This is a genomic window from Streptomyces sp. BRA346 (assembly GCF_052851135.1).
Window position 1 is genome coordinate 296,812 of record NZ_JAIWIH010000005.1, and the last position, 25,327, is coordinate 322,138.

Annotated in this window: 15 protein-coding genes and 2 pseudogenes; 7 read left to right on the forward strand and 10 right to left on the reverse strand. The window is 71.1% G+C overall.

All coding sequences use genetic code 11. The annotated features are described in order from the left end of the window. Positions 1–315: 315 nt before the first annotated feature. Positions 316–768: pseudogene (locus LCH29_RS08160) on the forward strand (alpha/beta hydrolase); the annotation flags it as partial. A gap of 35 nt (positions 769–803) precedes the next feature. Here LCH29_RS08160 and LCH29_RS08165 read toward each other — a convergent pair. From LCH29_RS08165 to LCH29_RS08180, 4 genes are all read right to left on the reverse strand, one after another. Next, a complete protein-coding gene (locus tag LCH29_RS08165; protein WP_446461023.1) occupies positions 804–1,547 on the reverse strand; it encodes a hypothetical protein in 744 nt (247 codons plus the stop codon). A gap of 129 nt (positions 1,548–1,676) precedes the next feature. Beyond that, a complete protein-coding gene (locus LCH29_RS08170; protein WP_446461024.1) occupies positions 1,677–3,002 on the reverse strand; it encodes an MFS transporter in 1,326 nt (441 codons plus the stop codon). After that, a complete protein-coding gene (locus tag LCH29_RS08175; RefSeq protein WP_446461025.1) occupies positions 3,002–4,147 on the reverse strand; it encodes a PLP-dependent cysteine synthase family protein in 1,146 nt (381 codons plus the stop codon). Before LCH29_RS08175 ends, LCH29_RS08170 begins: the two co-directional genes overlap by 1 nt. A gap of 123 nt (positions 4,148–4,270) precedes the next feature. Continuing rightward, on the reverse strand, positions 4,271–4,456 hold the full coding sequence (locus LCH29_RS08180; RefSeq protein ID WP_446461026.1) for a hypothetical protein: 186 nt from the start codon (positions 4,454–4,456) through the stop codon (positions 4,271–4,273). Positions 4,457–6,007: 1,551 nt separating this feature from the next. Between LCH29_RS08180 and LCH29_RS08185 the strand changes: the two genes are divergently transcribed. From LCH29_RS08185 to LCH29_RS08195, 3 genes are all read left to right on the forward strand, one after another. After that, positions 6,008–6,460 carry a DUF6153 family protein gene (locus LCH29_RS08185; RefSeq protein WP_446461027.1) on the forward strand — a complete coding sequence of 151 codons (453 nt, stop codon included), beginning with the start codon at positions 6,008–6,010 and terminating at the stop codon, positions 6,458–6,460. An 86-nt stretch (positions 6,461–6,546) separates the two neighbouring features. Beyond that, positions 6,547–7,251, forward strand: coding sequence for a DUF305 domain-containing protein (locus LCH29_RS08190; protein ID WP_446461028.1), 705 nt, complete (start codon positions 6,547–6,549; stop codon positions 7,249–7,251). 132 nt (positions 7,252–7,383) lie between these two features. Further along, the gene (locus LCH29_RS08195; protein ID WP_446461029.1) at positions 7,384–8,280 is read left to right on the forward strand and encodes a F510_1955 family glycosylhydrolase; all 897 of its coding nucleotides are present in this window, start codon (positions 7,384–7,386) and stop codon (positions 8,278–8,280) included. 138 nt (positions 8,281–8,418) lie between these two features. Here the strand turns inward: LCH29_RS08195 and LCH29_RS08200 are convergent, their stop codons facing one another. The 6 genes from LCH29_RS08200 to LCH29_RS08225 all read right to left on the reverse strand — a co-directional run bounded on the left by LCH29_RS08200 (position 8,419) and on the right by LCH29_RS08225 (position 23,432). Continuing rightward, positions 8,419–10,455 carry an MBL fold metallo-hydrolase gene (locus tag LCH29_RS08200; RefSeq protein WP_446461030.1) on the reverse strand — a complete coding sequence of 679 codons (2,037 nt, stop codon included), beginning with the start codon at positions 10,453–10,455 and terminating at the stop codon, positions 8,419–8,421. A 5-nt stretch (positions 10,456–10,460) separates the two neighbouring features. Next, a complete protein-coding gene (locus tag LCH29_RS08205) occupies positions 10,461–16,979 on the reverse strand; it encodes a hypothetical protein (RefSeq protein ID WP_446461031.1) in 6,519 nt (2,172 codons plus the stop codon). Between the two features lie 53 nt (positions 16,980–17,032). Next, the gene (locus LCH29_RS08210; RefSeq protein WP_446461032.1) at positions 17,033–18,157 is read right to left on the reverse strand and encodes a DMT family transporter; all 1,125 of its coding nucleotides are present in this window, start codon (positions 18,155–18,157) and stop codon (positions 17,033–17,035) included. Beyond that, entirely contained in the window at positions 18,154–19,467 is a 1,314-nt protein-coding gene (locus LCH29_RS08215) for a family 43 glycosylhydrolase (RefSeq protein ID WP_446461033.1), read from the reverse strand. The genes LCH29_RS08210 and LCH29_RS08215 overlap by 4 nt, the downstream gene beginning before the upstream one ends. Positions 19,468–19,820: 353 nt before the next feature. Then, positions 19,821–22,892 carry an FAD-binding and (Fe-S)-binding domain-containing protein gene (locus tag LCH29_RS08220; RefSeq protein ID WP_446461034.1) on the reverse strand — a complete coding sequence of 1,024 codons (3,072 nt, stop codon included), beginning with the start codon at positions 22,890–22,892 and terminating at the stop codon, positions 19,821–19,823. A gap of 267 nt (positions 22,893–23,159) precedes the next feature. Then, entirely contained in the window at positions 23,160–23,432 is a 273-nt protein-coding gene (locus tag LCH29_RS08225) for a hypothetical protein (RefSeq protein WP_446461035.1), read from the reverse strand. Between LCH29_RS08225 and LCH29_RS08230 the strand changes: the two genes are divergently transcribed. The 3 genes and pseudogenes from LCH29_RS08230 (at position 23,424) to LCH29_RS08240 (ending at position 25,326) form a co-directional block, all read left to right on the forward strand. Further along, entirely contained in the window at positions 23,424–23,738 is a 315-nt protein-coding gene (locus tag LCH29_RS08230; RefSeq protein ID WP_446461036.1) for a TetR family transcriptional regulator C-terminal domain-containing protein, read from the forward strand. The two genes, LCH29_RS08225 and LCH29_RS08230, sit on opposite strands and share 9 nt — an antisense overlap. 56 nt (positions 23,739–23,794) lie before the next feature. After that, positions 23,795–24,085 (forward strand): annotated as a pseudogene (locus tag LCH29_RS08235) (ornithine decarboxylase); the annotation flags it as partial. A 248-nt stretch (positions 24,086–24,333) separates the two neighbouring features. Next, positions 24,334–25,326 carry a Rieske 2Fe-2S domain-containing protein gene (locus tag LCH29_RS08240; protein WP_446461037.1) on the forward strand — a complete coding sequence of 331 codons (993 nt, stop codon included), beginning with the start codon at positions 24,334–24,336 and terminating at the stop codon, positions 25,324–25,326. Position 25,327: the final 1 nt, after the last annotated feature.

Below are 25,327 nucleotides of genomic sequence, written 5' to 3' on the forward strand. Positions count from 1 at the left end.
ATCCACCACCAGGAGTCATCGATGTCGATGCGACGGCGCACCTTCCTCGGCACGGCCGCAGCGGCCGGCGTGGGCTTATCCGCGCTCGGCGGCCCTGCGGTCGCCGGCACCCCCACACCTCGGACGGCCTCCCCGCGGCAGGCGCCCACCCAGAAGTTCCCCATCGGGGTACGGCAGTACAACTGGTCCCGCGGCGGGCGCCAGCTCCTCACCAAGATCTTCTACCCGGCCGCCACCGGCAACCCGGGCGGCAACCCCATCCCGGACGCCCCCATCGCGAGCGGCGTCTTCCCCATCGCCGAGTGGAGCCACGGCATGGGGTGCAACTCCGACTGCTACTCCTCGCAGACCCACGACCTGGCCGCCGCCGGCTTCATCTGCCCCGCTCCCTCGTTCTCCGACAACACCAACATCGGCAGCGTCTACAACGGCAACTGGTCGAAGGACGTCTCCGAGGTCCTCACCCGGACACTGGCGCTGAACACGGGCAGCCCGTTCGCCGGACACATCGACACCAGGACCGGTGTCGGCGTCTCCGGCCACTCGATGGGCGGGATGACCACCCACGGCCTGCTCACCGCCTGGCCGGACAACCGCATCGTCGCCGCCGTCCCGGTCGCCTGCGTGGACATGGGCAACCCCGCCGGCCTCAAAGCCAAGGTGCTGTTCATCCACGGCAGCAACGACGGGACCTGCCCCATCAACTCGGCGCGACAGGCGTACAGCGAACTCCCCGCGCCGAAGGCGTTCCTCACCCAGAACGGCGCCGACCACGGCTCGTTCCTGACACCGCAGTACCCGTACTACGCCCAGACGGAGAACACCTTCCTGGACTGGTTCCGCTGGGGCCTGTACGGCGACACCGCCGCCCGTGACCGCCTCCGCGGCGACGCCACGAGCAACGGAACGTCCTGGGTCGCGGCCCTGTGACAGCGATGAACGACACGTCGCCCTGCCCGCCGCGGCAACCGTAGCGGGCAGGCGTCCGCCACCTCTCTCACCGGCAGCGGCACCAACTCCGGTGGTGGCGGGTGGCGGCGGTAACACCGGACCGCTCCGCGGCGTGGGTTCCCAACGCTGCCTGGACATACCGAACGCGAACACCACCAACGGAGTCCAGACCGCGATCTGGAACTGCACCGGCGGCAGCAACCAGAAAAGGACCCGCCAGTAGCGGGTACGTCGGCCTGCGGAATGTTCCGCGCGGTGGCGATGAGCGGGCCGCAGGCGAGCTCGGCGGCGGTGACGATGTTGGAGGTCGGGGCGTTGACGACCATGACGCCGGCCTGGGTGGCGGCGGAGACGTCGACGTTGTCGAGGCCGACACCGGCGCGGGCGACGACCTTCAGCTTCTTGGCGGCGGCGAAGGCTTCCGCGTCGACCGTGGTCGCGCTGCGCACCAGGAGCGCGTCGGCATCCGCGATCGCGGTGAGCAGTTCGGCTCGGTCGGCGCCATCGCGGAGCCGGATTTCAAAGTCCGGGCCCAGGGCGCCGACAGTGGCGGGCGACAGTTTCTCGGCCACCAGTACGACGGGTTTCGAGCTCACGGTGAATTTCCATCCCTAATGGTTCGTTGAGGAACGGCCGCCCCGGCGGCCGCATTCGGTGGAGGCTTCGACGCATGGCCGGCAGGGAGGACGAAGGAAGGCTCGTCCTCCCTGCCGTAGGACCATCGGTCAGGTGGGCACCGACTCGGGCTGTGTATCGCGTACCGGCGGCGCGAGGCGGCCGGTGCGGTGCAGTCCGTACAGGGCGGCGGCACAGACCAGGCCGAGCGCGCAGAGCACGATCCACGGGAGCGCGGAGACGCCGGCCGCGCGGGCGGCGTCCAGAGAGGCCCCGGTCAGCAGGTTTCCGAGCGTGATGCCGACGCCGCAGATGGTGTTGTAGAGCCCGTAGTGGGTGGCGACCAGGCGGTCACCGGAGAGTCGGACGATGGTGTCCATCTCGAACGGGTAGGCGATCATCGTCCCCACCGCCAGGAGCAGAGCGGAGAGCGCGGGCGGGACGGCCGCGAGCAGCCACAACGCCACTCCGCCCTCCGGCACGGGCACGGCCGTCGGTACCAGCAGGGGCAGGAAGGCCACGCCCATGGTGAACAGGCCCCAGGCAAGGGCCCGGCCCGGCTCCATGCGGGCCTTGCACCACGCGGTCACCTTGGTCTGGAAGAGGATCGTGCTCAGGCCCGAAACGGCGAAGAGCATCGCCACCGCCGCTGTCCCGGACGTTCCGTCGCCGCCCAGGCGCCGCACTTCCAGCGGCAGGGCGAGATAGACCTGGAACTGCATGACGTAGAAGCCGATCATGGCGACCGAGAACAGCAGGAACGGCCGGTTGGCCACGATGGTGCGCCACTGGGACAGCACGCCGTCCTGCCTGCCGCTTCCCTTGGTGGTCGGCGCGTCGTGTGCCCGGCGGGCGGGCAGACTGCGGAGCTGCACGATGCTCAGCAGCGCGAAGATCCCGGCCGACACCAGGCAGGCGACGCGGAAGTCGACACCGGTGAGCACCATGCCGACGAGGGGACCGAGCAGGATGCCGGCCTGGTAGAAGATGTTGAACAGCCCGAACGCTTCGACCCTGCGCTCCCCGGCGTCCGCCGCCAGATAGGCCCTGACCGCCGGGTTGAACAGGGCGCCCGCCAGCCCGGTCGCCGCGGATGCGGCGAGCAGCGCGGGCAGCGCGTCCACCAGGCCGAGGGTCGCGAAACCGACAATGCGGAGCATCAGCCCGGCGATGATCAGCGGCTTGTAGCCGAGCCGGTCGGCCAGGGTTCCGCCGACCAGGAACATCCCCTGCTGGCTGAAGTTGCGTATGCCGAGTACGAGCCCGACGGCCCAGCCGGCCAGCCCGACCGTGCCGGACAGGTGCGCGGCCAAGTACGGCATCAGCATGTAGAAGCCGAGGTTGATGGAGAACTGGTTCACCATCAACAACTCGACGCTGCGCGGGTAGGAGCGCAGCTGCGCCAGGGTTCCTCCGGAAAGTGACTGCCGGTCCATCACCGGTCTCCCTCCACCTGAGCGTCGAACTCAGGGAGCTCGGCAGCGTCGTTCTCCCGTGCCGGATCGGACAGGGTGAGCGGGTCGACCACGGTGGTGCACCGGGTCCAGCGGCTGACTTCCTTCTCGTCCAGGCGGCCGATCGTCTCCGGTTCGACGGGCGGCGGGGAGTCGAGCAGACCGTGGGCGGCGCAGTAGTCGTCGTCGTAGACCGTGCCGAGATAGCGTTGCGGGCCGTCGGGGAAGATCGCCGCGATCTTCGTGTCCGCGGGCAGGGTGCGGGCCAGCCAGCCCGCCACCAGGGAGACCGCGCCGACGCTCCAGCCGCCGCTGGCGTAGTGGGAGGCGGCGAGCTGGCGGCAGGTCCACACCGCCTCGGCCGGTGCCACCCAGTGCACCTCGCTGAAGTTGTCGTAGGCGACGTTGCGGGGATAGATGCTCGACCCCAGGCCGCGCATCAGCCGGGTGCGGGCGGGCTGCCCGAAGATGGTCGAGCCGATGGTGTCGACGCCGACGAGCTTCAGCTCCGGGTACAGGGCCTGCAACACCCGGGAGACACCGGCGGAGTGACCGCCGGTACCCACGCTGCACACGAGCACGTCGAGGTGGCCCAGTTCGGAGGCCAGCTCCAGCGCGAGTGGGGTGTAGGCGGTGGTGTTGTCGGGGTTGTTGTACTGGTCGGGGCACCACGAGCCGGGGTGCTGCGCCATGAGCTGAGCCACTCGCTCGCGCCGCGCCTGCTGCCAGCCGCCGGTGGGGTGGGGTTCGGGGACGACGTCGACCCGGGCTCCGTAGGTGGTCAGCAGCTGGGTCATGGACCGCTCCAGCCCCGGGTCGGTGACCAGGGCGACGGGGTGGCCGTAGACCATGCCGGCCAGGGCCAGTCCCAGGCCGAGGGTGCCGCTGGTGGATTCGATGATCCTGGCGCCGGGGCGCAGATCACCACGGGCGCGGGCCCGCTCGACCATGTACAGGCCGGGCCGGTCCTTGATCCCGCCGGGGTTGAAACCCTCCAGCTTCGCCCAGAACCCCCGGTCAGCGGGGGTGAGGGGCTCGGAGATCCGGAGAACCGGGGTGTCGCCCACGAGCCCGGACAGGGCCGAGCGGGTGGGAAGTGTGCTCTCGGTTGTGGTCTGCGGGTGCATCTTCCGCTCTCATCGGTGGTGTGACGGGTATGCGTCGGGCGTGCTGTCCGACCCAGGAAGAGGCATCCGCCTCGGGACCTGGTGGCAGCACGGCGGCCCGTGTCGTTGGCCGCGAAGGCCCGTCTAGATCCGCCACCGGCAGACGACGGCGAGGGTGGACCGGCCTGAGCGCCGTATCCGGGGTCTGCTTCCTCCGTGGTGAGCGGCCCACTGCTGGCCGGCCACGGCGGCGGTCACTCCGGCCGCCACTCCGGCGAAGACGGCGATGACCGCCGTCTCCGTGAACAACTGCCGTGCTTGCGGGGCCACTTGGCCGACCGGGTACGGCGCGCAATGTGCACCGGAGTGTGGATGCGGTCCATGGGGCATCGCACGCTCGGTGTCTGCCGCCGACGCGAGCGGGACCGGATCGGCCGAGGCCGAGGGTCGGCCCTGCGTATGGCTGTCGTCAGCGTGCGTGGCAGAACAGTCGAACGCCCACAGCAGTGAGACTCCGAGGACGAAGACCAGCAGGCGCAGCAGCCGAGCCCTGGCAGCCGGGCGGCTGATGTGAGTGTGGGAAAGGGGGTGGAACGGCACGGTTCCTCCGGGTGGCGGCCGTCGCTCCCACGGTGTGGGGAGGGAGCGGCGGATCGGGATCAGCAGGCATCCGAGCAGGCAGGCGCCCGGGAGCGGTCCGTTCAACGCGAGGAAGCGTGGCTACGGACGTCCAAGGTGCCGGGAACTGACCGCATGTGGCCGACCCGTCCCGCAGAACGGGGGCTGTCATTTCTCAGGAGAGCGGCGGCCAGTGGGGGGGACGCCGGAATCTAGACCTGCTGAACCACGGAGACTCTCGAAGCCGTCAACGAAGGAACGGTCGGCCCCGATCGGAAGGGGCCGGACTTCCCCAACGCAAACGCGTGCGTCGATGGCACAGGACCCCAGGTCGACAGACTGGGAGCGGCCAGGTGCAGGTCCTGCTGGGGCTGGCCGGAGACGCAGTCTTCGACCGGGTGGTGCGAGCCATCATCCTCGTGCTGGCCATCGGCTGCCGCAATGTCAGGCGACTCGCTCGCGGCAGTGCAGCCTCCTCCGGATCCGCTCGTGTGACCTGCATGAATCACGGCGGACGCGTGTGTGGGCGCGGTTGCACCGGCCCCTGTGTGCCCCTGGGCGCTCTCGGCACTCGCGCCGTGCGCGACCAGGACACCGAGCACCAGAACGGCCAGCCACAGCAGACGCAACGGCCCCGCAGAGCGGGGCCGCAGCATGCCGGAGCGCGACCAAGCCGTAACCATGCCGTGATCGTAACCATTGCTCGACGGCGCGGCGCAAACTTCTCTCGGAAACGCCGAGTTAACAGCGGTACACAGATTTCACGCGATGGATCAGGCTGACGCTTCGGGTCTTATGAAACGGCAGGTCGTCCCACCCTCGGCACCCTTTCGCACGGGCCACGGTCCGCTGGCCGCCGTCAGACGTGATCCGCCTCACGGTCCTGTCGACGGCCTCGTGGCCTCAGACGCCCAGTGTGGTCCCGGCGCCTGCGCGCAGGATGCCGTCGACCAAGTGGCCGTAGGTCAACGCGTGTTCTCCGAGCGCCGTCCCCGGCGGGAACTCCGGTGCTGCCTGTGCCATGTCCTCCAAGCTTGTCCCGCGGGACGGCCGCGAGGTCGTCCCGCCGGACACCGGGTGGGCCGATACCGGCCATCGCCGCCACCCACTGACGTGGCGTCCAGGTGCGCATGCGTTCGCCCTCTGCCGTTACCATCACTACCAAACAGCTTAGTAGGTCACTCCCGCGCCCGACCCGCGCGGCATGATCCGGTCCGCTTCGGTAACGTCGGAGAGCGGAGCGACCACAGATGGAGTCCCGACGTGCATGTGAGCCGATACGTACGCACAGGAGGTGCCCTCGGGCACCTGCTGCTCGTCGTCGCGCTCGCGATGGGCCTCTTCGTGATGCACTCGATGGGCCATCCCGACAGCGCCTCCCACACGAGCATGGGAGCGGCTCACTCATCGGCCACGACCGCCCACACCGACGGCGGATTGTCCTCGCCGCGGGACGTTGCCGTCTCCGCGCGCACGTCGGATTCCCATCAGGACAGCAAGGCGTCCTCCCACTCCCCGGCCATGGGGATGGACATGGCCTCGCTGTGCGTGGCCGTGCTCGGCACGTGGATTCTCGCCGGTCTTCTCCGCGCGGTTCTGAGCCGCAGGACGGACTGGCTGGCGCGGCTTCGCGATGGCGCCATGGCGGCCCTGCGCCCCAATCCCCCTCCGCGTAGACCGCCTGACCTCGCTCAACTGTCAGTCCTGCGGATCTAGGCCGAACGCCACCGTGGGCGGTTCGTGCTGCCCGCGCACCCCGTTCGACCACCTTTCCGCAGAACAGACACCACGAGGTTTTCGACATGACTGCCATCAAGCGCAGCGCGCTCCGTCCGCGCGTCCGCCGCATCGCTCTCGTCAGCACCGTCGCCGCCGCAGGCTTGGTCCTCGCCGCCTGTGGCAACGACGACGACATGAGCGGCATGGACCACGGAAGCAAGAGCTCCGCCTCGGCGAGCGCGAGCAGCGGGGAGAACCCCGCACCGGGCGCGTTCAACGACGCGGACGTGAAATTCGCGCAGATGATGATCCCCCACCACGAGCAGGCCATCGAGATGTCCGAGCTCGCCGACGAGCGTGCCGAGGACGCCAAGATCAAGACCCTCGCCGGGGACATCGAGAAGGCGCAGGATCCCGAGATCAGGAAGATGAAGTCCTGGCTCAAGGCCTGGGGCAAGCCCGAGTCGGGCAGCAGCATGCCCGGCATGGACCACGGTTCCGGCAGCAGCATGCCCGGTATGGATCACGGTTCCGGCAGCTCCGACGACTCGGGCATGGCCGGGATGATGTCCGACAAGGACATGAAGGAGCTGAAGGCCGCCAAGGGCACGGACTTCGACAAGATGTTCGTGGAGATGATGATCGGCCACCACAACGGGGCGATCGACATGGCGAAGGACGAGCAGAAGAGCGGTAAGAACGCCACCGCGAAGAAGCTCGCCGACGATGTCGTCAAGGACCAGACCGCTGAGGTCAAGCAGCTCCAGGGCATCCTCGACAAGCTCTGATCCGATCACAACGCTGACCGTTCCGGGCTCAGCCGGTCACTCCGGGGGCCCGGGGCGGTCGCCCCCCCTCACACCCCTTACTTGGGTCGCGCCCGGTCATATCCCGGCCCGCCCCACGATTCCCGAGGACTCATGAAGACGCACCGCGCCGTCCAGGCAGCCACCGCCGTCACCCTCGGCCTCACACTGGCCGCCTGCTCCGGCGGAGACGGCGACACGGACTCGTCCGCTGCCGTCACCACTGTCAGCCACATCCACGGACTCGGGCTGGACCCGTCCGGCCAGCGCCTGTACGTCGCGACCCACGAAGGCATCTACACCCCCGACTCCAAGGGCAATCCCGAGCTGGTGGGCAACAGCAAGGACGATTTCATGGGCTTCACGGTGGCCCAGGGCAAGACCTTCTACGCCAGCGGCCACCCCGCCTCCGGGTCGGACGGTCCCGGCAACAAGGGACTGATCAAGAGCACCGACGCGGGCAGGACCTGGCGATCGCTCTCCCTCTCGGGGAAGTCCGACTTCCACGCCCTGGACTACGCACACGGCACCATCTACGGCTACGACTCCACCAACGGCCTGCTCCGCACCAGCAAGGACGGCACCACCTGGAAGGACGGAGCAACGTTCCAGGCGCTCGACATCGCGGTCGACCCGGACGACGCAGACCTCGTCCTCGCCACCACCTCGGACGGTGTCGCCCGCAGTACCGACGGCGGCAAGACCTTCGCCGGGACCAGGCAGCCGGTGATGGCCTTCCTCTCCTGGAAGGCCAAGAACGCCCTCTACGGCGTCGACACCTCCGGCGTGCTGAGCCGCAGCGCCGACGGCGGCGCCACGTGGAAGAAGCTCGCCACCGTCCCCGGTGGACAGCCTCAGGCGCTCACCGCCGTCGATGCCCAGCACGTCCTGGCCGCGACGCAGAGCGGCGTGTACGAGGTGAAGGACGGCGGCAAGACCTTTACCAAGCGCCTCGCCGTCGAGTCGAGCGGCGGCCACGGACCCGCTGCGGCTACGCCAGCACCGTCGTGAGGGGTGCGAGCCGTGGGGTATTGGTCCAGATACCCCCTCGGACACCATGAAGCGTGTGGGTGCTGGTCGAGTCTCGACCAGCACCTTCTGCGTTCCATGATCGTAGCTGCGCGGGCGCCCAACGCCGTCCAGGAACGATCAGCCGCGCGCAGGACTCCAGGCCGCGGTATCCACCGGGCGGTCTCCGCGTTCCCGCAGCAGTCGGCGGAATCGCCGCTGGGCTTCCTCTCGCCCGTGAACCAGCATGATCTCCTGGGGCTGTACCGCATCGATGACCCGGAGGAGGCCGCGCCGGTCGGCGTGGGCGCCGAGCTGGAACTGACGCACCGCGGCTCGCACCTCGACCGGGCCGTCCGGGAGATCCAGGGTGCCGCTGCCGTCGGCCAGTTCGAGCAGGCGGCGTCCTGGGGCGTCCTCGTCCTGGTAGCCGCAGATGAACAGGGCGTTGGCCGGATCCGGCAGAATGTCCCGCGCCCAGATGACGGCAGGACCGCCGCGCAGTGTGCCGGCGGTGGAGACGACCACTCCCTGACGGAAGGTGAGCTGCTCGGCCCGGCGGTCTTTCACTCGTCGGACCCGGTCGGACAGCACCGCCCGTTCCGCCGCGGTCGCCTCGGCGTGGCGGCCGTACGTCTCGGCGACATTCCCGGCCAGCCCGTCGATGAGGACCGGAAGGTCCGGCAGTCGCGAACTGAGGGTCAGCGCGATCTCCTGGGCCCGGCCGAGGGCCGTGGCCGGGATGAGTACCCGTCCACCGTTCTCGCAGACGTCCCGGACCGAGCGCACCAGATCCTCGACCATCGCCTCGCGTGACGTGTGGAGGGCGTCGCAGCACGTCGACTCCATGACCAGCAGGTCGGTCTCCTCGGTGGTGACCGGAAGGCTCAGCGGTTCGGCTCCCAGCTGGCGTTCGACCGACACGTCACCGCTGACCACGATGCGTCGCCCGGCACCGCGGACCACTACCCCGGCGGAGCCGAGGATGTGCCCGGCGGGGAAGAGCTCGATGTCCAGGTCGCCGATCGGGACGCGGAACCCGAACGGCAGATCTTCGATGGCACGGCTCGCGGCATTGACCTCGGCCCGCCCGTACGGCGCGTCGGCGCTCCGCTCGCCCCACCTCCGGCGCTCATCGGCCCGACGGCGCATCAGCTGGGCGGTGTCCTGCCACATGAGGGGGAGGAGCTCGGCCGTCGCCGACGAGCACAGTACGCGCGCCCCCGGCCAGCGCCGGACGACGGCCGGTACCCAGCCGCCGTGATCGTTGTGGGCGTGGGTGACGACGACGGCGGTGACCGGTGGCCCGGAGGCCAGTTCCGTGTCGAGCAGGCGGGGCGCCACATGGTCGGTACGGTCGTCGTTCCGGATGCCCGCGTCGACGAGCACGCGCGTGTCGCCGAGTTCCACCAGGATGCACGAACCACCGATTTCGGTTCCTCCGCCGAGGGGAACCACCCGTGGGCCGGTCACGACGGACGTTTCCACCGGGCCTGCCGGGGCCGCCCCGGGCAGATCGGGGACGAGGAGCGCGTCGAGGGTCTTCAGCAGGCCTTCCCGGTCGCCCCCGGCGCTCTCGATCAGTTCCAGCAGCGGGCGCACCGAGGGATGGGCCCGCAGGATGTCGGTCCCGGGCGCAGCCGATTCCCTCGGGTCGGAGGAGCGGGCGGCGGCCGCGGATCGCAGGGCACGGTGCACCGTGCGCAGGGCACGCACCGGGTCGTTCGCGCGGGCGGACAGGATGTCACGCTCCATCGCGACGATGGTGGCGGTCTCCTCCGCCTCCCGGGACCGCTCGCCGCTCTCCTCCAGCCGCGTGCGCAACGCGTCGACCTCGTCCTGGGCCCGTTCGGCCCGGCCGCGGTACAGCCGTGCTCGTTCCTTGGCTTCGGCCAGTTGTCCCTTGAGGCGCTGGACCTGCCGCTCCCCGGCGCTCGGTCGACGCGCCCCGGGCACGGCAGAGGACGAGGAGGGGACGGCACGATCGCTGCCCAACGCTCCGACGGTCCGCCGCAACGCGGCCGAACCGTCCCAGAGGCGGCGGAGCGTCCCCTCCTGCTCGGCTGCGTACCGTTCGGGCGAGGTGGCGGCCGCGACGCCCGCCATGGCCGGGCGGGACAGCACGATCTCGGCGGCCCGCAGCAACTGCGCAGGGGTGGGAGGCGTGGCCGGTTCCATGGCGGTCACTGCGGCTGCGCCGTACGGGAGCAGGCCTGTTCCAGTCTGGTCAGCAGGGGCTCGGTCATCAGCAGACCGGAGGTGTCCTCCACGAGCGCGCCGAGGAGGCGAAGCACTTCGACCACGTCGCGCAGGGAACCGTAGCCGTCGCTCCGCAGGACATCGGGGGCCAAGTCCGGGTCCTCGGACATCGGGAGCAACTCGCAGAAGAGCTCGGGGTCCTGTCCCTCCTTCTCTCCCAGCGCGACCAGCTGGCGCCAGGCGGCGCTCAGCGAGCGGTTGGCGCGCAGCCCGCAGCGCGCGAGCATCGCTTCCGGGGCCTGCGCCAGTGCGGCTTCCGTGCGGGCGTAGGCGTCGTCGCGGTCCTTGGCCTCGCGGGAGACGTAGGACTCGATGACCTGGTGGACCAGGTAGGGCCACGCTCCGGTGCGTTGCAGCAGCTCGGCCTGGAGCCGGGGCTCCTGGAACGGCAGCTCCGCGTCCCACATCCACAGCCGGATGCCGGCCGGGTCGAAGCGGTGCACCGAGACGATCTCCGTGTGGTCCCCGGGTTCACCGGCCCACAGGAAGCTCTGCTGCGGGCCGGTCACCAGGACCACGGCCCGGGTGTCGTCCTCCCGCGTTCCCTCGGGTACGCCGACACGCTCCCTGGCGAGCGCCACCATCTCTCGGGCCTGCTCGGGGGCCGCGTCGAGGAGGTTGACCACCATGACCCGGTGGCCCACTCCGGCCGGTTTGAGCAGCGCCTTGGACAGTTCCGCCGTGGAGCAGTCGACCCGCTGCACCTGCCGGACCGCGGCGCCGTCCTTGTGGGCCTCTTCCAGGGCGCGAGGCACCCGGCTGACCTGGACGGCTTCGGAGCCGGTGACGATGAAGCAGCCGTTGGCGGGCCGGAAGAGCCGACCGATCTGCCCGGTCGTCAGCGGCGACCGCTCCGAAGGACGGCCGCCGTACGGCGCCCGGTAGGACGTGCCCTCGAAGCGGCGCGGAAGCTGGAGGTGCTCCGACGCCTGATCGAGTTCCTCCTCGATCTGCTCCCGGGTGCCCAGCAGTCTGAGCAGATTGGGGGTGCGCAGCCGGAACCGATTGCCGTCGGTGCCGAGCACACCGAGTTCGACGCACTCACCGAGCAGACCGGCGAACTCCTCCCCGCTGCACTCGCTGAAACCCTCCGGCCATCTGCCGCGACACGTCTCCATCAGCTCCCGGCCGGTCGCGGATGCCGCAGCGCCGTCGTTGAGCGCCATGCGAGCGATGCAGTAGGCGATGACCCGGTAGCGGTTGTCCAGGTTGAGCGTCCACAGGAACCGCTCGCGGAAGTCCGCCATGAGCTTGCGGTCCTCCCAGACCGCGTCTATGTCGGCCCGGGTGATGACGGACGGCGGCGCGTCCGGTGCGACGGTGGCCGAACGCATCCGCTCCAGCAAGGCGGTGGCGAACAGCTGGACGAGCGCCGGGGCGTTGTTGGCCAGGGCGAGCACACGGGCCGGCACGGAGCTGTCCGGGAAGGTGTACCCGAGAGCCCCCAGCGGCCGGGTGAGCAGCCGGTAGGCGTCGCGGGGCTTCAGGGGGCCGATGGACAGCGGCGCTCCGAAGTGCGCGAGCGGCTGATTGGGCAGCTTCTCGAAACGCACCGTGCTGTGCAGTCCGGCGAACACCACCTTCGCGCGGCGCCCTGTGTCCTCCATGATCTTGCGGATGATGTGCACATTGGCGAAGGACCGCTCTTCCGCGTCGAAGCGCAGGAAGTCGTCCGCCTCATCCAGCAGGATGAGCAGCTGACGGGAGTCACCCGCGTCCACCCAGGCGAGGATGCCCCGGTGCACCGCCTCGCCGACATCCTTCATCGGCGGCTGGCCGCTCAGGACTCCGGCGTCGGCCAGCTTGGGCCACAGCACGTTCCACAGGTGATCCGAGGAGCCCGGCTGCTTGCCGACGGAGTAGATGCTCTCCAGGATGACCAGCCGGTTCGGGGCGGTGGCCCGGACCCGGCGCCGTGCCGCACGCAGCAGCGCCGACTTGCCCAGCTGCCGTCCGCCGTAGACGAAGCAGGATCCGTGCCGGTCGAGCACCTCGTCGAGTTCCTTGTCCCGGCCGAAGAACATTTCCTCCGGCACGTCCCCGGCCGCCTTCGGGGTGTACGGGTCGGCGGACGTGAACGGCGCGAGGATCCCGGTGAGCAGACCGATGTCCGGCACCTGGCGCAGCAGGAGGTGGAGCAGCGCGGCGATGTCCAGGACCGCGACGACGCTGCGTCGGCGGCGGGCGGTCTGGGCCAACTCCCGCCACTGCTGCGGCTGGAGAACACCGAGGTACAGCACGATGACCGTTTCCTCGGCGGGGCAGTACCTGGTGTAGTCGAGCAGCTGACTGGGCTCGGAGGCGTTCCACACCAGCAGCACGCGCAGCGTCCGGCCGGTGGGGCTCACGAGGCTCCCGAACTGCGGCAGCACCGGCTCGCCCTGGAGCCGCAGATCGGACAGCCGCATCCACAGCCGGCCGGCGCCGTTCTCCGCGTCCTGGATGGGCCGTACGGTGCCGGACTCGACGCCCAGGGCGTTGAACACCTGCCGGATGTTGTCGAGATGGGTGATGTCGGCGCGGGTGCCGAAGCGATGTCCCTGTGTGAGGTTCCTCAGCTGGCCGAGGGCCTTGCGGGTAACGGCCAGCCGGTCCGTGCTGAGACGGCCCCGGTCGCCCAGCACCGCCATGACACCGGCGAGTTGATCGGGGACCTTGCTGTGGGCGGACTCCAGGGTCTTGCGCACCTGGATGATGAGGTCGGTCACCCCGGCGGCCTGGGAACCGGCGGGACCCAGATACCTGCTGACGGCGTCCGGCACGGCGGGGAAGAAGCTCTCGATGCCGATGGGATCGTCATCGTCGGGAGGCAGTTCCTTCCCGGCTTCCGCCTGGGCGAGGAACTCGTCGGCCGTGGTCAGGTCGTCGGCCGCGATGCGCGCGCTGATACGGTCCGCGACCTCGGCGACGTGGGGGTTGGCCGTCGCCTTGTCGAGTCGCTCGCGGAGGTCTCGGCGCGCCCGCTCGCAGTGGGTCTCGAGATCGGCGGCGAGGGCCGCGGCCTCCTCGGGGATCCGGTTGAAGTCGTAGCGGTCGGGGTCGTCCAGGTCGCGGTAGCGCGCCGTCAGCACCGACCAGTCGTTGGACTGGAGCAGGCCGTTGCGCAGGCCCGAGTCGATGCGGTCGGACAGCGCGCGGAGCTGCCCGCGCAACTTCTCGCGCCGGGTCTTGATGTGGTGCTCGCGGCGGGCCCGCAGCTCCTGGGCCAGACGGGGATCGTCGACCCGTACGACACGGATGATCTCGCCGGTGCCCACGTGGTCGCCGTACCGTGCGCGCGCTTCGAAGGCCATGGCGTAGTCCGGGCGCGTCTGTGCGAGCTCGGCGAGCGCGGGCAGGAACGTGGCGTCGACAGGAACCAGCGGCTGCAACGACCGTCGGCTGACCGGGAGGTTGCTCAGCAGGAGGAGGTCACCGCGGAGCACGACATCGACGATGTCGCTGGCGACCGGTTGTGGCTGACCGTCCAGCAGGTTGAACGCACTCTGGAGGACGAGCTGCGCGGCCTCGGCGGCGGCCGCCTCCAGGGGATCACCGCCGGTCGCACCGGTCCGCAGAAGATCCTCCCGTACCGGCTCGCGGAACCGCTGGACGTTGCCGCGCAGCTCGTTGATCCGCCGGACCAGCCACGCGTTGCTGTCCTGGTAGCCCTCCTTCAAGTGCAGGCGTCCGGTCAGGTCGGCCCAGGTGGCCGCCACCGTGACCGCTTCGCCGATCAGGGAGCGCAGCTTTTCCCGGGCGCCGTAGTCCACCCGCTTGCGTCCCTTGGCGACGTGCCGGGTGGCCTGGTCGATCTCCCGTTCCACCGCGTCGGTGGAACGCAGCAGGGCGACCTCTTGGCGGACCTCGGCCAGCTCGGCGGGGTCGTCCCGCGCGACGCGGGCGCAGAGGGTGCCGACGACTCCACCGGCGCCGACGAGGTGGTGCCAGACTTCGGTGGCAAGCTGGTAGCGGATCTTGCGCTGCGGCCCGGAGTGGAAGATCTCCTCCGCCTGCTGCGCCGCCGTCCGCCGCTGCTCCTCGGCCTCGGCCTCGTCCCGGACGGTCCCGAGTATCTCGGGCACGATGAAGGTGCCCTGCTGCACGGCCTCGGCCAGCACCTCGGAGAGCGCGATGACCGACCGGCTTCCCCGTGCCGCGTACGGGGACAGGTCGCGGATCAAGGCGGTGATCTGGGCATTCGGCGCGATGAGGCCCACCCGGATGGCGACCGCCCAGGTCAGGATGGCGCCGGCCCGGTCGTCGGCGAAGTGGTCCGGGGTCAGCCCGTCCAGCAGCACCTGGCAGCGGTGGGCGATGTCACCGGTCGCGCTGTTGAGGTGGCTTGCGAGGGCCGCGGCCTCCCGGACCTGCACCGCGGCGCTCGTGTCTCCCGATGCCCGGCGGATCCAGGCGGCCAACGCGAAGCGCCCGGCGCGGAGAGCGGCGGCTTCCGGACCGGTCGCGTCGCTGCGGTCCTGTGCCGTGGCAACGATCGGATCCGCAGGGGTGGGGCGCCCGGCGTTCGCCCGGTCCGGGGCGCCGGTGGTCTCTTCGGACGGATCGGAGGTCGAATCGGAGGTCCGGAGCGCCACACCGCCCTCGGCGGTCCGGGATTCAGGCGTGCTGACGCCGCCCCGCTCGGCCGGGTGCTTCTGCGCGTCGTCGTGCGCGGCGGGCTCGTCGGCGAGCGCCGCGGTGTCCGGCGAGCCGCTCGTTGCCGGGTCCTGGCGCGGTGCCTCCGGCTGTCCGCTTCCGGACCCGGCATCGCCCGACTCCTCGTCGGGTGCCGTTGGTGCGGCAAGGTCTTCGCGCGCCGGTGGGACGTCATCCACAGGGGCAGGGTCCGCCTGCGCCGGTGCCGTCGTCGGGTCGGCGAGCAGGATTGCGGCAATGTCCTGGTCGAGCAGGTCGATGTCGTCGGGGGCCGCCTCCGATTCCCCGCTCTCGACGTCGCCGACGTCGTGGACGTCGGTCTCCAGCGCGATGGGGTCCTGATCGGCGGATCCGGGGTTGTCCGCGAGGTCGGCGGGCGAGGCGATCGGCGCGTGGGCCCGCCGGATACCGTCCGGCACGGAGAGGCCCGGGGCGTCTGACTCGGTCGGCTGCGCGGAGCGGACGGCAGGGAGGTTCAGCTGGCGCATGGCCGCGACGGCCAGAAGCGGTATCCAGGTCCCCGGCAGACGTTCGGACAGCAACGGCATCAGCCGCTGGGTCTCGGCTTGGCCGCCGTCGTCGTCGGCCGCGGACTGGCGGATGAAGTTGGACAGGGCTACGAGATCGGCCGCGTCCGGCTGTTCCGTGGAGGCGGTCTCCTCGACCAGCTCGCGGGCCCGCCGGCGTACGTGCTCCAGCTTGGACTCGCACCAGGCGGGACCGGTGAGCCCGGTCAGCGCGATGAGCTCGGCCCGTGTCTCACTGAGCCGTTCGGCGCTTTCCCACGTGTCATGGAAGGCGGCCAGGTTCCACTCCTCCGGCGGGAGGTCCGTGCGCAACTCGCCCGCCACGGTGCGGAAGAGCCGGGCGGCCTCGTCGACCATGGCCAAGTCGGTCGGCAGTGGGTATCGGTTCTCGTGCAGCGCGGCCGCGGCACGTTCCGCAGCGAGAGCCGCGGGACCGACTGACGCGGCCAGGCGTTCGAGAAGACGGCCGGTGGTCTCCGGGGCCTGAGGCTCGGACGCCGGGGAATCCGCCGGAGCCGGTTCGTCGAGTTCCTCACCCATAGGGCCAGTGCCCGTTCGGCCATTGCGCGGGGAGGGGTTTCCCAGAGGTACGACGAGGGAGTCCAACGCACTCCACCCGATCGGCTCCTCCGGCAGCTCGGGAAAAGACACGATCATTTCCTTCCACGCCGCGTTCAGCGCGTCGGCGACGGAAGCCGGGAACGCGGCGTGGTCTCCGCGGAGCAGCCCCAGCGCCAAGGCGCCGTAAGGGCAGTTCGGCTGTCCGGCCGCCATGGCCAGATCCCGCCAGATACACGATTTCGCGAATTCCCGGACGCTGCGCATCGTCTGTGGCCCCCTCTCCGCGCCGCGGAGCAGAGCGAGCGCCGCGTCTCCTCCTGCCAGAAGAGCGGCGACGGCGGGCAGGGACGACAGAGCGGGATCGCTGAGCAGTAACCTCAGGGCCCGGATGCCCGGAAAGCTCGCCGCCGCCGACCCGGCAGGGGGCGTACCGGACGGACCGGTCGAGGACTGCGGGAAGGCTTCGACGGGGTGGCAATGGGCCACATCGGTGGGGACGCTCGCCACGACCGTCGCGGAGTTCTGCCTCTCCGAGACGGCTTCGAGATGACGGGCCTGTTCGGGGGTGATCCGGCGGGCGAGCTCATCGCCGACTTTCCTCAGGTCGTGGCGGCGCAGCAGGTCGCGCGGCACCGGGAAATCCGCGAGGCCGGCGTCTTCGGCCCCGCTGGGCTTGCGATGGGCGCGCTCCCGGCGCCAGGGATTCCTTGCATGCGTCATTGGCCCCCCAGCCACACCCGCCGTCGATGACCAGACGGCGATTCTGACGCCAGTTATATACCGGAAGCGGTGCCTTCCAGGACCACAATTGCGAAGAAGGTCGGGAGGTGCTGTGGCAGGGCAGCGGTCGGCCTCCGCCAGGGCCCGTGCTCCCGTCGTGAACCGCGCCGGTTCACCGTGGTAGGCGAGACGCCCCTGGCCGGGAGCCGCACGAGGGTCTGTCGCCGCGGCTTCGGGGGCTTCTCCTCTCCGCGTCGACGACCGAGAAGCTGACGAACACGCCGCCGACGACCAGCACCGCGCCCCAGAACTCGTGGGGCCGCGGGCATGCGCTGCTCCCAGAGCAGGTGGAAGAGGGCCCCGAACACCGCCTCCATCCCGATGATCGGCTCCATCACCGTCGACGGCAGCCGCGGGTGCGCGATGTTCCAGAACCAGGTGGCGCACCAGGAGCCCAGCACCGCGAACGCCGCGCACCAGGCCAGGAACGCCCCCAGGGTGCCCGGGTCGGCGAAGGGGGACGTGCCTCCAAAGGACGCGGCCAGGGGGAGCAGGGCCAGCGAACCGCAGAAGGCTCCGATGCCGATGCAGGCCGTCCAGATGCTGTTGTCGAGGACGGAGGCCCGCCGCCTCATGGTGATCCGGTTGGCGATGACGAAGTAGGACCACGCCAGGCAGGCGGCGAATCCGAGCCCGGCGGCGGTGAGTTGTCCGCGTCCGTCCCCCTCCGCGCGGAAGGCGTCGGCGCCGCCGTTCACCAGGAACAGGCCGACGGAGATGACCCCGATGGGCAGGAGGCAACGGTGCCACGGGAAGACCTTCTCCAGGGCGTTGGAGATCAGCGAGACCATGAGGGGGATCAGGCCCGTCATGGTCGAGGCGAGAACACCGCCGCCGACGGACGCGGACATCGACAGCAGGAGATAGAAGCCGATGTAGCCCACGACGCCCAGGTGCATCGCGGTGAGGACGCCGCGGACACCGAGGGCGCGGAGCGTGTCCCGCCGGGTCGCCAGCACCGCCACCGACATGAGCCCGAAGACCGTGTACCGGCCCAGTACGAGGCAGTAGATGTTCACCGGGGCGACGGCGGCCGGGCCGAGGAAGGTGAACCCCCACAAGGCCGTCGCGACCAGCGCGGCCGACAGCCCGACGAGCGCCGTCGTGCGGGGCGTCACCGGCGCTGGACGTAGAGGCGGTTGCCCGTCGGGCCGGTCCATTCCAGCCGTACGACACCCGGCACGGCGGCGTCGGCGACGCGCGACGGGGCGGACCAGTAGCCGGAGGCCGGGTTGCGGAAGAACGTGGCCCACAGGTCGCCGCGGTGGTCGGCGAAGAAGTTGTTGTGGCCCGCGCCGACACCCGCCGTCCACCGCGGGGAGTACGGGCCCTCGAAGCGGTCCGAGGCGGCGACGATCGCGTCGTACTGGTACTGCACGCGGCCGGGGCCGGGCGGGTCGTAGGCGTGGCGGGTGGCGCCGTCGGCGTTGACCGAGGTGCGGTTCCACGCGGCGTGGAGGAGGTAGTACGTGCCCCGGTGCTTGAACACGTACGCGCCTTCGAGATACGGCTCGGGGGAGTACGGCGTCTGCCGGAAGCGCGGGAGGTTCGTCGTCGGGACGATGTCCTCCATGTCGTCCCGGAACTTCGCGTACAGGTCGTTGTGCAGCACCAGCCACGCGTCGTCGCCCTCGGCGTAGAGGCTGCCGTCGATGTGGTGGTAGGCGCCGGGCTCGATGAAGTCCGGCCCGCCGGGGGCCAGGTCGCCGAAGGGCTTGTCGAGATTGCCCTCGACCAGCCGGTACGGCCCCTCGACCCCGCCCTCGCTCACCAGCAGGAACGAGCCCACCTTCCGGGAGTGGTCGCCCATGCACGCGACGATGTACCACCGGCCGCGGACGTGGTGCACCTCCGGCGCCCAGACATCGCCGCGCTTGCCGAAACGGTCGTCGTGCCAGTACTCCTGCCACGGGGCGACGACCGTGCGGCCGGGCCGGTTCTCGCCGACGAACTCCGGCGACCACACCTTCCCCCGCTCGGCCCCGGGCCGGATGCCGGTCGTGTCGACCAGCCTCCACGGCCCCCGCAGCGACCGGGCCACCCACACGAAGATGCCGTCGTTCCACGGCCCGGCCGCATCGAGCCCGGCCGCGCGCGTGGTGCCGGTGGCGACGTACAGCGGACGGCCGTCGAGGGTGGCGCAGTTGACGTAGGTGTCCCGCATCCACACCCGGCCCTGCCCCTTGTCGCGGGGGCGCAACTCGAGCGGGAGGACGAAGGAGTTGTCCTCCCGCGGCCACAGGTCCAGCCGGGTGTCCGCGAGCCCGTAGGGCTCGGGGTCCGGCCAGTTCGCCGGATGCCGCCCTCCCCGCCGCGGCGGCGCCGCCTGCGCGGCGGCCCCGGGCAGCGCCGCCGCGCCCAAAGAGCCCGCGACACCGGCCAGGAGGAACCGCCGGTCGAGGGGTAATCCGTGCTCGGAGTCGGCCATCAGTGCGTCCTTCCCGGTCGTGCAGGACACCGGCGCCCTGCCTGGGAGGCCACGTTAGAGATCCGTTCCGGCGGTGAACAGACACCCCCGCCCGGGGCGCCGCTCAGGGGGCGGCGACCTGCGGGTCCGGGGCGGGGCGGGTGATGCCGTGGGCGTGGGTCATCCACCTCTCCTCGCGTGACGCGTTGCTCTCGGCGGTCGCCGATCGCATGACGGAGAAGGTGGCGGAGGAGATGGACGCCGCGGGAGCCGATGAGGGTCCGGCGCTCCTTTCGCCGTAGCGCGAGAATGGCCGTCCGACGGAGCACCGGAGCCGGGGAGGCGTGGCGCCGAGGACGGCACCGCATGGTGCCCTACCTGGCACGCACGCGGAACGCGACGTAGGCGCCCGCGGCGGCGGTCGCGGCGGTCGCGGCGAGGGCGGCGGTGGCGGCCGTGGTGGTCCAGCGGGCCGTGGGGGAGGGCGGGGAGGGGCGTTCGGCGAGGCGTTCGGGGTAGTGGCTGGGCAGCGATCCGCCGAGCGCCAGGGCCAGGGCTTCGGCCAGGTGGAGGGCCCGGCGGCCGGTGTCGCCCTGCTCGATCTGGGTGCGGCAGCTGAAGCCGTCGGCGAGGAGCAGGCTGCCCGGGGCGGCCGCGCGGACGGCGGGCAGGACGCCGTGTTCGGCGATGGCCATGGAGACCTCGTGGTGGCCGCGTTCGAAGCCGAAGTTGCCTGCCAGGCCGCAGCAGCCCTCGTCGAGGACGTCGGCGACGAGATGGGCGCGGCGCATGAGTTCGCGGTCCGGGTCGTCCTTCATGACGGCGTGCTGGTGGCAGTGGGTCTGGACGACGGCCTGCCGGGCGAGTGCGGGGGGCTGCCAGCCGTTCGGGGCGTGGTGGACGAGGTGTTCGGCGAAGGTGCGGAACTGGCCGGACAGCCGCCGCATGTCCTGGTCGGCGGGCATCAGTGCGGGCGCGTCGGCGCGGAACACGGCGGTGCAGGAGGGTTCGAGGCCGATGACCGGGGTGCCCGCTTCGAGGTAGGGGCGAAGGACGCGGAGCGTACGGCGCAGCACCTTCTTCGCGGTGGTCAGCTGGCCGGTGGAGATCCAGGTCAGGCCGCAGCACACCGGTGTGGTCGGTACGGCGACCCGGAAGCCGGCGTCCTCCAGCACGCGCACGGCAGAGATGGCGACCGAGGGGTGGAAGTAGGTGCTGAAGGTGTCCGGCCAGAGCACCACGGTGTGCGGGTCGGCCGGGTCCGGTTCCTCGGCGGCGTCTGTGGCGCGGGCGCGCCACCACTGGAGGAAGGACTGCCGGGCGAACAGGGGCGCCGGGCGTGCGCTGTCGACTCCGGCCAGCCGTTTGCCGAGGCGGGCCAGGCCCGGCGCCTGGGTCGCCGCGTCGACCAGCGGGGGCGCGATACGGGAGAGGCGGGCCCACAGCGGGAGCCAGCCCATGGAGTAGTGCGCGGCCGGGCGCGGGCGTCCCGCGTAGTGGTGTGAGAGGAACTCGGCCTTGTACGTCGCCATGTCGACACCGGTCGGGCAGTCCGACGCGCAGCCCTTGCACGCCAGGCACAGGTCCAGGGCGTCGCGGACCTCGGTGGAGCGCCAGCCGTCGGTGACGGGGGAGTCCGCGTGGCCGTCGAGCATCTCGAACAGCAGCCGCGCCCGGCCGCGCGTGGAGTGCTCCTCCTCCTGGGTGGCCCGGTACGAGGGGCACATCACGCCGCCGTGGTGGCTGCGGCAGTTGCCGATGCCGACGCAGCGCATGACGGCGCGGGTGAAGGAGTGTTCGTCGTCGGGGTAGTCGAACTCGGTGGCGGGGGTGAACGGCCGCCACCCCGGGCCCAGCCGCAGCTGGCCGTCGACCGGGTTCGGGTTCGTGACCTTGCCGGGGTTCATCCGGTCGTCCGGGTCGAACAGGGCCTTGACCTCGCCGAACGCGGCCACCAGACGCTCACCGAACATGCGGGTCAGCAGCGCGCCCCGGGCCTGCCCGTCCCCGTGTTCGCCGGACAGGGAGCCGCCGTAGGAGGACACCAGATCGGCGGCGCGCTCCAGGAAGTGGCGGAAGTCGGCCACGCCCTCGGCGGTCTTCAGCCCGAACGGGATACGGGTGTGCACACAGCCCTGCCCGAAGTGCCCGTACAGCGAGGGGTGGTCATAGCCGAATTCATGGAACAGGTTCTTCAGCTCGCGGAGGTAGTCGCCCAGCCGCTCGGGCGGGACGGCGGAGTCCTCCCAGCCCTCCCAGGTCTCCCGGTCGTCGGGCGGGCGCGCGGTCACGCCGAGGCCCGCCTCCCGGGCCCTGAGCATCCGCTGCTCGCGCGCGGGGTCGTCGGAGAAGGCCACGGTGGCGTCCTTCTCGTCCCGGCCCACCGCGTGCAGCAGCGCGTACCCCTGCTCGTCGACGTCCCGCTGGCTGTCCCCGCTGAACTGCACCAGCAGCCAACTGCCGCCGTCCGGAAGGGCGTTGAGCGACGCGAGATAGGCGTGTTCCTCGCGCATCAGCTGGGCCATCCGCCCGTCCAGGGCCTCCAGCGCGGTGGGCGCGCAGTGTTCCAGCAGCCGGGGCACATCGTCGGCGGCGGTGCAGATGTCGTCGTAGCCGAGCACCAGCAGCGACTGGTACGGCGGTACGGGCACCAGGTCGACCTCGGCGCGCAGGACGGTCGCCAGGGTGCCCTCGCTGCCCACCAGGGCGCGGGCCAGGTCGAACCCGTTCTCGGGCAGGAGCGAGTCCAGGTTGTAGCCCGAGACGCGGCGCGGGATCTTCGGGTAGCCGCGCCGGATGTCCGCGAGGTACGCGCCGACGATGCGGTCCAGCCCGTCGTAGATCTCGGCCCGGCGGCCGCCCTCGGCCGCGATCCGCGCGCGCTCGGCCGCGGAGGTGGGCCCGACCCACATGCGCACCCCGTCGTAGGTGAGGATCTCCAGGCGGCGCACGTTGTCCACGGTCTTGCCGTACGCCTGGGCCGAGGAGCCGCACGAGTTGTTGCCGATCATGCCGCCCAGGGCGCAGTGGCTGTGCGTGGACGGCTCGGGCCCGAACTTCAGTGCGTGCCCGGCCAGTTGGCGGTTCAGCTCGTCCAGGACGATTCCGGGCTCGACCACGCAGGTGCGCGCGTCGGGGTCGACCGAGATCAGGGCGTGGCAGTACTTGCTCCAGTCGATGACCACGGCGGTGTTCGTGGTCTGCCCGGCGAGGCTGGTGCCCCCGCCCCGTGACAGGACGGGCGCGCCGAAGCGGGCGCACACGCCCACCGCCCGCGCGCCGTCCTCCACGGTGCGGGGCACGACGACGCCGATGGGCACCTGACGGTAGTTGGACCCGTCGGTGGCGTACGCGCCCCGGCTGCCCACGTCGAACCGGACCTCGCCGTCCACCTCGTCACGCAGTGCCTGCTCCAGCTCGCCGACGTCCGCCGATACCTGAGTCACGGCACCTCCTCGGTAGCGCTGCAGGAAGTACTCGCACAGGGGTAGCCCCTGGTGGGGCGGATAAACCCGGCGCCACCACGGGTTTGCCCGGCGGCTGCCCGCATGGCCCGCGGCCGGTCAGGGCCCCCGGCCGCCGGTCGGCCCATGCGACGGAACGCCGACGACGGCCGACGAGGGGCGCCGCCTCGGTGGGGACCGGTGAGCACGGGCCCCCGCGCGGCCCGGGGCCGATGGGCCTCGGGCCGCGCGGGGCCGACGGTCGGCGGCTCAGCTGGCGATGCGCTTCTTCAGTAGCTGTTTGCCCAGCTCAGCACCCTTGCGGCTGTCCGCCTGGGCCTTGCGGAACAGCTCCGCGACCTCGGTGTCCTTCTCGCGCTCCGCGTCCTGGATGCACGTCTCCATCCGCAGCGCGTTGCTCAGGCATGCCTCGACGTACCAGACCAGGTTGTAGGGCTCGACGGCCTGCCACCTGGCCTGGAGCGTCTCCTGCGGCTGATCGACGGTTACGTCGGAGCGCTGGGCCGGGCGGGTGTGGCGCATCAGGCGTTCCTGCTGCTCTGGGCCGAGGCCGCCACCGCGTCCGAACTGGCCCCGATCTTCCGTGAGCGGGACGAGGCGTTCCGGGCCGGTCTGCGCGAGGACGTGGCCGCCGCTGTCGCCGACGGCACCATCCGCCCCGAGGTCGTACCCGACGAGGCCGCGATCGCCCTCGTCGGGCAACTCCGCGGAATCGGGCTGCAACGGCTGCTCGCGCCCGAGACCGTCGACACCGAACGGCTGCGGCACTCGGTCACCGAGCACTGGCGCCGGGCGCTGGCGCGGGCGCTGGCCAGCGCCCGCGACTGATGCCGCGCGCCCCCACGGTGCCGTTTTCCTGCCCGGCGGCGGGGCACTCGTCGCGCATGGATCACACCGAGGCTCCCGTCCTGGAGGCCCTGGCTCGATACCACGAGCGGGGGTTCCTCCCGTTCACCCCGCCCGGGCACAAGCAGGGCCGGGGCGCCGACCCGGAGGCGCGCAAGATCCTGGGCGACGAGGTGTTCCGCGCCGACGTCCTCGCCTTCGGCGGGCTCGACGACCGGCTCCAGTCGGGCAAGGTGCTGGAGCGCGCCGAGGAGCTGATGGCCGACGCGGTGCGCGCCGAGCACACGTTCTTCTCCACCTGCGGCAGCTGCCTCGACCACCGGTGCGCTGCTGGCGGCGCTCCGCGACCTCGTCGACCACGCGGACGAGCTGCGGCCCGCGCCCGAGGTGGCCGTGCCGACCCCGGGAGAGCTGCGGATGGTCCAGTCCCATCTGCCGCGGGACGCCTACTTCGGCTCCGTGGAGGACGTCCCCCTGGACAGAGCGGAGGGCCGGGTGGCGGCCGAGAGGGGACCTGACGGGTATCGGCGCCCGACCGCGTGGCCGGGCGCCGGAGGTACGGCACTAGCATCGGCGCATGCCATTACGCCGCAGCCATGACAAGCTCGCCGACCTGCCGCGCGACCCGCGCGCCGACGCGTACCCGATGCCGCCCGTTCCCCACGGCTGGTACGCCGTGCTCCGCAGCGGCGAGCTGCGGCCGGGGAAGGTCGTCAGCCTGCACTACTTCGGGCGCGCCCTCATCGCGTTCCGCGGAGCGGACGGGCGGGCGGCGGTGCGCGACGCCCACTGCCCGCACTACGGCGCGCATCTGGGCGCCGGAGGGAAGGTCGTCGGCGGCACCGTGGAGTGCCCGTTCCACGGGTGGCGCTTCGGGGTGGACGGCCAGTGCACCCATGCGCCGTTCGCCGTCCGCACCCCCAAGGTGTCCCTCGGAGGGTTCCCGGTACGCGAGCACAGCGGACTCGTCTTCGTGTACTACGGCCCCACCGCGCCCTCGTGGGAGGTGCCGGACATCCCGGAGACGACCGCCCGGGACTTCGCGGCCCCGATCGACGACGTGTGCCGGGCGCGCATCCACATCCAGGAGATGCGCGAGAACATCGTGGACGAGTCCCACTTCCACTTCATCCACGGCCAGAGTGAACCCCCGGTCCAGGAGCTGCGGCCGGACGGCCCCTTCGCCGAGGTCCGTGGCCGGATCCACCGGCGTGTTCTCGGCCGGGACATCAACAACACCTTCGATGTGTTCATGTACGGGCCGGGCGTGATGGTGGTACGCGTCCTCGGCCCTGTTCTGTCGGTGACCGCCGTTGCCCTCACCACCCCCATCGACGACCGTACGAGCGAGATGCGGATGCTGTATTACGTCCGCAAGCCCGCCCGACTGCCGTTCCTGGCACCGGTGTTGAAGCTGGTCTTCCGTGCGGAAGCCCTGAGGGAGGTGCGGGAGGAGGTACGGATCTGGGATCACAAAGTGCACCAGCCGCGCCCCGTCCTGCTCCCGCACGAGAAGGGCATCAGGGCGCTGCGCCGCTGGTACGCCCAGTTCTATCCGGCCGACGCCTGAC

Coding starts and splice junctions, on each gene's coding strand:
- LCH29_RS08170 (WP_446461024.1), bottom strand. CDS start 3,002: ATGGACCGGCAGTCACTTTCCGGAGGAACCCTGGCGCAGCTGCGCTCC.
- LCH29_RS08175 (WP_446461025.1), bottom strand. CDS start 4,147: ATGCACCCGCAGACCACAACCGAGAGCACACTTCCCACCCGCTCGGCC.
- LCH29_RS08190 (WP_446461028.1), top strand. CDS start 6,547: ATGACTGCCATCAAGCGCAGCGCGCTCCGTCCGCGCGTCCGCCGCATC.
- LCH29_RS08195 (WP_446461029.1), top strand. CDS start 7,384: ATGAAGACGCACCGCGCCGTCCAGGCAGCCACCGCCGTCACCCTCGGC.
- LCH29_RS08200 (WP_446461030.1), bottom strand. CDS start 10,455: ATGGAACCGGCCACGCCTCCCACCCCTGCGCAGTTGCTGCGGGCCGCC.
- LCH29_RS08205 (WP_446461031.1), bottom strand. CDS start 16,979: ATGACGCATGCAAGGAATCCCTGGCGCCGGGAGCGCGCCCATCGCAAG.
- LCH29_RS08215 (WP_446461033.1), bottom strand. CDS start 19,467: ATGGCCGACTCCGAGCACGGATTACCCCTCGACCGGCGGTTCCTCCTG.
- LCH29_RS08225 (WP_446461035.1), bottom strand. CDS start 23,432: ATGCGCCACACCCGCCCGGCCCAGCGCTCCGACGTAACCGTCGATCAG.
- LCH29_RS08240 (WP_446461037.1), top strand. CDS start 24,334: ATGCCATTACGCCGCAGCCATGACAAGCTCGCCGACCTGCCGCGCGAC.